6 protein-coding genes and 1 pseudogene are annotated in these 7,799 nt (G+C 43.3%); 6 read left to right on the top strand and 1 reads right to left on the bottom strand.

Annotated features, from left to right (window positions below; genetic code table 11):
* The coding region (locus C6P11_RS09390) for a transposase (protein ID WP_210114237.1) at nt 1-539 on the bottom strand (539 nt) is incomplete at its 3' end.
* A gap of 259 nt (nt 540-798) precedes the next feature.
* Between C6P11_RS09390 and C6P11_RS09385 the strand changes: the two genes are divergently transcribed.
* The 6 genes and pseudogenes from C6P11_RS09385 to C6P11_RS09360 all read left to right on the top strand — a co-directional run bounded on the left by C6P11_RS09385 (nt 799) and on the right by C6P11_RS09360 (nt 7,575).
* Nucleotides 799-1,386: a hypothetical protein gene (locus C6P11_RS09385; RefSeq protein ID WP_135520598.1), complete on the top strand. Its 588-nt coding sequence runs from the start codon at nt 799-801 to the stop codon at nt 1,384-1,386.
* Between the two features lie 188 nt (nt 1,387-1,574).
* Nucleotides 1,575-3,183: pseudogene (locus C6P11_RS09380) on the top strand (peptide ABC transporter substrate-binding protein).
* A gap of 355 nt (nt 3,184-3,538) precedes the next feature.
* Nucleotides 3,539-4,459: an ABC transporter permease gene (locus tag C6P11_RS09375; protein WP_135520596.1), complete on the top strand. Its 921-nt coding sequence runs from the start codon at nt 3,539-3,541 to the stop codon at nt 4,457-4,459.
* A gap of 10 nt (nt 4,460-4,469) precedes the next feature.
* On the top strand, nt 4,470-5,501 hold the full coding sequence (locus C6P11_RS09370; RefSeq protein ID WP_135520594.1) for an ABC transporter permease: 1,032 nt from the start codon (nt 4,470-4,472) through the stop codon (nt 5,499-5,501).
* A 17-nt stretch (nt 5,502-5,518) separates the two neighbouring features.
* The gene (locus C6P11_RS09365) at nt 5,519-6,622 is read left to right on the top strand and encodes an ABC transporter ATP-binding protein (RefSeq protein WP_135520592.1); all 1,104 of its coding nucleotides are present in this window, start codon (nt 5,519-5,521) and stop codon (nt 6,620-6,622) included.
* A complete protein-coding gene (locus C6P11_RS09360) occupies nt 6,622-7,575 on the top strand; it encodes an ABC transporter ATP-binding protein (RefSeq protein WP_135520590.1) in 954 nt (317 codons plus the stop codon). Before C6P11_RS09365 ends, C6P11_RS09360 begins: the two co-directional genes overlap by 1 nt.
* The last annotated feature ends 224 nt before the right edge of the window (nt 7,576-7,799 follow it).

Raw genomic sequence — 7,799 nt, 5'->3', positions numbered from 1 at the left:
ACGGTTCCAGTTAAAGCATCGGTCATGATAAGCGGATGGTAACCGACGTTCAAGTAGTGATAATTAAAACCAATTTTTTCTTGATGACCAAAGGTCTCAAAGTAGGTTGAATCCAAATCTAGCACCAGTTCAGTATTGGCTGATCTTTCATCAATTAAAGAGACAATACGACGATTTAATTCTTGTAGCTCATCAATGTCTTCGTTCGTGAGATGTGATAGAAATCTGGAAATAGTTGGTTGAGATGCCATGTTTTGCGCATAAACAAGTCGATGTTCGATATCTTGGGTCAAGTAATCTGCAACGTCGTCGTTGCGATAACCTTCGATAACTTGAATGAGCATTTGCAATAACAATTCTACCTTAGCATAGCGTGGATTTTTGCGATTATCGTTGAATTCAACGTTATTAAAGAGCCTGGAAATTACAGGCGAATTCAGAAAAATACTAAGCAGCACGTTGCCACCATCCGAGGTAATTGGTGCCCCATTGTCTGAAACTGCAACTAAATGGTTGCTAGGTACTACTTTTTGAGTCATAATTTTAGAGGCTCCAATTTTTGAGTATTTGGTTTGTTTTCCACTAACAAAATATCATAAAAAAGAGCTCCTATGGTTTTCACCCAACGGGTGAAAGCGCAAAACCCGCTGAAACGGTATTAACTTGCTGTTTCAGCGGTTTTTTGTTTGTCTTGATGAATAATCCGGGTTTCTATATGCGCTTGGCATTTTTTCAAACACCGAAGAATGTTTATGTTTAACGGATGACCTGATTCAACAACAAAACAGGTTGATAGAAATGGTCCTTGATGAAGTGCAAATGTTAGGTGATATCAAATTCTCTCAGCTACAGAACGTTCGGCTGGGTAGCTATTTAGAACCTAAATTAATCCAGCTGTCAGTTAAGTATGGCGTTGAATCCAGCGAATACGGGAAAGCGACCATTGCGGAACGTTTTCCAGACATTGATGTTATTGTTGGGAGAATTATCGCCAAATTTGGAACGTCCATCGCGATGGACGTGCAAACGATTAACAATGCATTGTATACGACATTATTGATGGTGATTTGTTCGGTGTGCCAAAAAGAGCGACTTTATCCCAAAGTTAGGGTGGAACTAGATTTACCTGGTTTGCCGGGTACACAACAAATGATCAGTAATATGATTTTGGGGATGCCGGAATTTAATGTAGACGTAACGGTGCAGCATGATTCTGATGTCGACATTGTCATCTCAAGCACGAATCGACAGGATGTTGCACGAGAAAACCTGTTTGAATGGCGAGGGTTACCGACTGATAAACAGGTGCGTCAATTACGTGCGAGATTACGTGAATTGAGATGTAAAGACGTAATAAATCTCATAAAGGATGTGAAAACGCCATGAAAATGAGTAATATTCTCATTTTTAAAAACGTTGATATAACGCGGGGTTTAAACGTTTTATTGCCTGAAATTCAAACATAATTCACAGTTTGTATTAAAAAATGGCATTGCTTCTCATTTTCGTCCAGGATATGATACATGCATATTGAAAAACGTTATTTACATTTTCTGGATATGGGGAGTTATTTTATGAACAAATTGTTGAAGACGTCAGCATTGTTGTCAACGGCCTTGATTTTGGGATCAACGGTTGCACCTTTGACGGCAGATGCTGCTAAGTACAAGACGATCAACTGGACTGAAGGTGCTGATTTGGGAACGATGGACCCTTCAAAGTCTACTGCTGCTGTTGATTTTGATGCGTTGCAAGCCATTGGTGATGGTTTGTACCGTAACGACAAGTCAGGAAAGCCAGCTTTGGCTTTGGCTGAGTCAGTTGAGAAGTCAGAAGATGGCTTGTCATTGACGTTCAAGTTGCGTTCAGGTTTGAAGTGGTCAAACGGTGACGCTTTGACGGCGCACGACTTTGTTTACGGATGGCAACGTACGAACGATCCTAAGACGGCATCACAATATGCTTACTTGTTCTCAGGTATCAAGAACGCTGACGCTGATCCAATCAGGTGAAAACACTGATTTGTCATCATTGGGTGTAACTGCAGTTGATGACACGACTTTGGAAGTGCAATTGGAAAAGCCAATGCCACAACTTGAGTCAGTATTGACGATGGCACCATTCTACCCACAAAACCAAAAGTTTGTGGAAAAGGTTGGTAAGAAGTACGGAACTACTGCTAAGTACACGTTGTCATCAGGTCCATACATCTTGAAGGGCTGGACTGGTTCAAACAACAAGTACTCATTGGTAAAGAACAAGAACTACTACGATGCAAAGGTAGTTAAGACGCCTAAGGTTGTTGTTCAAACGATCAAGGACCAAAACACGGGTTACAACTTGTACAAGTCAGGTAAGGTTGACTTCACTAACTTGTCACCTGACCAAGTTAAGGCTTCAAAGAAGAACAAGGCTTACAAGGTTATCCCACAAGCTTCAACGTTCTACATGGAGTTTAACCAAAAGAAGGTTAAGGCATTGGCTAACCAAAAGATTCGTCAAGCCATCTCATACTCAATTGACCGTAAGACTTTGTCAGACAAGATTTTGACGGGAACTGCAACGCCAGCAACGACGTTTACTTCAACTAAGTTGGCTGTTGATCCTAACACGAACAAGGACTTTGCTAAGTCAGCCGAAGTAAAGGGTGCAATTGCATACGACAAGACTAAGGCTAAGAAGTTGTTCAAGGAAGGTATGAAGGAAGCCGGTGTTAAGAAGTTGACGTTGCAAATGGTAACGGACGACACTGACGGTGCAAAGCGTACTGCACAATTCTTGCAATCACAAATGGAAAAGTTGGACGGTTTGAAGATCGACATCAAGACGGTGCCATTTAAGCAACGTTTGGCCTTGTCACAAGACAAGAAGTTCGACTTGGTTATCACTGCATGGGGAGCCGACTACGGTGATCCATCAACATTCTTGGACTTGTACACGAAGGATTCATCATTCAACAATGGTTCATGGGATAACGCCCAATACAACGAGTTGATGCAAGCTGCTAAGACGACTGACGTTAACGACGACTACATGCAAGCAGAGCAAATCATCGACAAGGAAGTCGGTGTGGCACCTTTGTACTACCGTTCATACGCTACGTTGTTCCGTACGTCAGTTAAGGGTGTTGTTATGAACCCTGCTGGTGCACCTTACGACTGGAAGTGGGCATACAAGAAGTAATTTTGATTGCAGGATCAAAACGACACTTGTTTGTTAAGTTTGAATAGACAACACGCATCTATCTACTATGGATAGATGCGTGTTTTACATATAGGGCGAGCGTTATGTAGTCCCAGAATCTGGACAAACATATCAAAATCTATGTAAACGCTAACAAATTCGTAAGTGTTAAGAAATTTTGATTCTCATGTGATATTACCTGACAAACCCTTTTATAATCGGGACTTGTCTGGTAAGATTAGAAAATACTAATAAAAACTATGGATATGTGAGAGATATCAACTTTGTTTTTAATTAAACGTAAGCACGTCTTTCATAATATGAATAGCAGGAATAATAGGGGAAGGTCATCGCTATGATCAAATATTTACTTAAGCGACTAGCAATCATTATTTTGACGCTGGTGCTGATTATCTCAGCGACATTTTTCTTGATGAAGCTGATGCCTGGTTCACCGCTTGCGAATGCTGAGCGTTTGTCTGAGGCACAACAAAAGATGATTGAAGCACAGTACGGCTTGGATAAGCCAATTTTCATTCAATACGTCACTTATTTGTGGGATGCCTTGCATTTCGACTTCGGTGTGTCATTCCAATTTGCTAACCAAGAAGTTTCAACGTTGATTGCACAACGTATGGGACCTTCAGCACAATTGGGAATTCAAGCTTTGATCTTCGGTGTAATCGCCGGTATCGGACTTGGTTCAGCAGCAGCCGTTCATCGTAACACAAAGACGGATACAATCTTGTCAATCATTGCCGTTTTGGGAATTTCAATCCCATCATTCGTGTTTGCGGCTTTGTTGCAATACTGGGTTGGTTTGAAGTTGGACTGGTTGCCAATCGCTGGTTGGAAGGGCTTCTCTTCTACTATCTTGCCAACAATCGCGTTGGGAATGGCACCTTTGGCAACGTCAGCTCGTTTCATCCGTACCGAAATGGTGGATGTGTTGGGTTCTGACTACATCGAATTGGCACGTGCCAAGGGTTTGTCAAAGCGTGAAGTGATTTGGAAGCACGCAATGCGTAACTCATTGATTCCGTTGGTAACGTTGATTGGACCAATGGCGGTTAACTTGATGACTGGGTCAATCGTTGTTGAGTCAATCTTCTCAATTCCTGGAATCGGTAGCCAATTCGTTTCATCAATTTTGACGAATGACTACCAAATCATCATGGGAACGACGATTGTCTACGCCATGATGTTGATGGTTGTGTTGTTGATTACGGATATCTTGTACGGTGTCATTGACCCACGTATCCGTTTGGCAAAATAAGGAGTAGCACATGGCCGAACAAGTAAATTTGACGGCAGATGACTTTAAGCTGCTTCCAGCGGATCGTCATGTCGATAACGAAAAGATTATGAAGCCTTCATTGAGCTTCGCTAAGGATGCTTGGCGTCGTTTGAAGAAGAACAAGGGAGCCTTCATCTCATTGTGGATTTTAGTATTCATTTTTGTGGCAGCGTTTGGATCTGCCCCAATTGCCAACTCAAAGTCAACGTCACACCAAGATGTGACGTTGCAAAACTTGCCACCGCGCTTGCCAGGTGTCTTGGGAGATATTCCAGGGTTCACTGGTCATGCAAAGTTGGATGGTGTCAAGATTGATTCATACGACTCAGCTGGCGTTTCAAAGAAGAAGAACTTCTGGTTTGGAACTGACCAATTTGGTCGTGACATCTTCAAGCGTGTCCTTTACGGAACGCGCATCTCATTGCAAGTTGCGTTGATTGCTGCTGCCATGGACTTGGTCTTTGGTGTCACATACGGAATTGTTTCCGGCTGGCGTGGTGGTAAGACCGACATTGTGATGCAACGTATCATCGAAGTTATTTCATCAATTCCTAACTTGGTTGTTTTCGTTTTGTTGATTTTGATTTTGAAGCCCGGTATGTTGTCAATCGCATTGGGTATCGCAATGACATCATGGACGTCAATGGCGCGTTTGATACGTGCACAGGTATTGACGATTAAGGAACAAGATTACATCTTGGCCGCTCGTACATTGGGATCATCAGCATGGCGCATTGGTTTCCGCCACTTGGTGCCAAACTTGAGTTCAACAATCATTGTGCAATTGATGTTCACAATCCCATCAGCAATCTTCTTCGAAGCATTGTTGTCATTTATTGGATTGGGAATTCCAGTGCCAATGGCCTCATTGGGTACGTTGTTGAATGATGGACAAAAGGCTTTGCAATTCTATCCATACCAATTGGTAATTCCAGCACTTATCTTGGCTGTCATCATGATTGCCTTTAACTTGCTTGGAGATGGTTTGCGTGACGCCTTTGACCCTCGTACGAAGGATTAATGGAAGAGAGTTAAGACATGGCAGAAAAGATTCTTGAGGTTAAGGACCTTAAAATTAATTTCCAAACTTACAACGGTAAGGTACAAGCCATCCGCGACATTTCATTTGATTTGTACAAGGGTGAGACGCTTGCTATCGTGGGTGAGTCTGGTTCAGGTAAGTCTGTTACGACACGCTCATTGATGGGCTTGTTGGCAAAGAATGCTGAAGTTGAACACGGTTCAATCAAGTTCAAGGGCGATGAAATCATTGGTAAGTCAGAAGAAGACATGCAGCACTTGCGTGGTTCAGAAATTGCCATGATTTTCCAAGACCCAATGACTTCTTTGGATCCAACGATGAAGATTGGTCAACAAATTGCCGAACCTTTGATTAAGCACAAGAAGATGAGCAAGAAGGATGCCTGGGCAAAGGCATTGGAAATGATGAAGTTGGTTGGTATTCCAAATTCAGAAAACCACATCAACGACTATCCACACCAATTTTCAGGTGGTATGCGTCAACGTATCGTTATTGCGATTGCGATGATCAACAACCCTGAAATCCTAATTGCCGACGAACCAACGACCGCCTTGGACGTGACGATTCAAGCCCAAATCTTGGACTTGATGAAGAAGATTCAAAAGGAAATTGATTCATCAATCATCTTTATCACCCACGACCTTGGTGTTGTGGCGGGTATGGCTGATCGTGTGGCGGTTATGTACGCCGGACAAATTATTGAAATTGGAACTGTTGATGAAGTATTTAACTTCCCACAACACCCATACACTTGGGGCTTGTTGAACTCAATGCCAACGACGGAAACGGCGCGTGGCGAGTTGGAAGCTATCCCAGGTACGCCGCCTGATTTGTTGGAGCCACCAGTAGGTGATCCATTTGCGGCACGTAACAAGTACGCTTTGGCAATCGACGAAAAGCAAAAGCCACCTTTCTTCAAGCTATCAGAGACGCACTTTGCGTCAACGTGGTTGTTGGATGAGCGTGCGCCAGAAGTTGAGCCACCATTGGAAGTACAAAAGCGTTGGGCTCGCTACCAAGCTGAGCACCCAGAAGCTGACCGTAAGAAGGCAGTCGCCGTCGACGCAACGGCAGTTCTTGGAACGGAGGTTAACAACTAATGGCTGAAGAAAAGAAGAAGTTAGTTGAAATCAAGGGACTTGATATCACGTTTAACAAGGGCCGTAGCAACGAAACGAAGGCTGTTCAAAACGCAACTTTCGACATTTACGAAGGTGAGACGTTTGGTCTTGTTGGTGAGTCAGGTTCAGGTAAGACGACAATCGGTCGTACGATTATGAAGTTGTACGAACCATCAGCAGGGGAAGTTTTGTTTGATGGTAAGGACATTGCTAAGTTGAAGAAGCGCGGCGAATTGTCAGACTTCCGTCAAGCGGTACAAATGATTTTCCAAGACCCACAAGCGTCATTGAACTTGCGTATGAAGGTTAAGGACATCGTTGCTGAAGGAATCGACGTTAACCACTTGGCTGCGAACGATGAAGATCGTTCAAAGCGCGTGGAAGATTTGTTGGAGACGGTTGGTTTGAACCGTGATCACTCAAACCGTTACCCACACGAGTTCTCTGGTGGACAACGTCAACGTATCGGTATCGCCCGTGCGTTGGCTGTGCAACCAAAGTTCATCATCGCCGACGAACCAATCTCTGCCTTGGACGTTTCAATCCAAGCGCAAGTTGTTAACTTGATGAAGCAATTGCAAAAGGACAAGGGATTGACTTACTTGTTCATTGCCCACGACTTGTCGATGGTTAAGTACATTTCTGACCGTATCGGTGTTATGCACTGGGGTAAGATGGTTGAAATCGGACCAGCCGACGAAGTTTACAACAAGCCTTTGCACGATTACACGCGCTCATTGTTGAGTGCCATTCCAGTTCCAGATCCATCAGTTGAGACGGCCCGTGAGCCAATCGTTTACGATCCAACTGACGAAATGGACGGACGTGACCGTGAAATGGTTGAAATTGCACCTGAACACTTCGTTTGGGCTGCAGAAGACGAAATCGAGATGTACAAGCAACGCGCCCGCGAAGCTGGATTGATCGATTAACAAGAAACGCACCTGACATTACGTTAGGTTCGTTTTTGTTTGGTGGTCAAAGTCGACGCGTTTCATCGAGGTGCACCACAACCAAATGTTTTTACATAAAAAAGCCATTATTTATCAGTTCAAGTCTATTTGGTAATCATGGTATACTACTTTATAAAGAAACTATTAAGGAATGGGTTGGGTGATACGCGTGAAAAATTTGGATGCTTTACCGGCGTTTTTCC

The organism is Weissella confusa (genome assembly GCF_004766315.1).
Taxonomy (GTDB): Bacteria; Bacillota; Bacilli; order Lactobacillales; family Lactobacillaceae; genus Weissella; species Weissella confusa_A.
Note: the sequence above shows the minus strand (reverse complement) of the source record. Positions and strands in the feature narration are given on the sequence as shown.

What these genes read in the sequence shown, in the direction of transcription:
- C6P11_RS09385 (WP_135520598.1), top strand. Translation starts at nt 799, where the DNA reads ATGGTCCTTGATGAAGTGCAAATGTTAGGTGATATCAAATTCTCTCAG.
- C6P11_RS09375 (WP_135520596.1), top strand. Translation starts at nt 3,539, where the DNA reads ATGATCAAATATTTACTTAAGCGACTAGCAATCATTATTTTGACGCTG.
- C6P11_RS09370 (WP_135520594.1), top strand. Translation starts at nt 4,470, where the DNA reads ATGGCCGAACAAGTAAATTTGACGGCAGATGACTTTAAGCTGCTTCCA.
- C6P11_RS09365 (WP_135520592.1), top strand. Translation starts at nt 5,519, where the DNA reads ATGGCAGAAAAGATTCTTGAGGTTAAGGACCTTAAAATTAATTTCCAA.
- C6P11_RS09360 (WP_135520590.1), top strand. Translation starts at nt 6,622, where the DNA reads ATGGCTGAAGAAAAGAAGAAGTTAGTTGAAATCAAGGGACTTGATATC.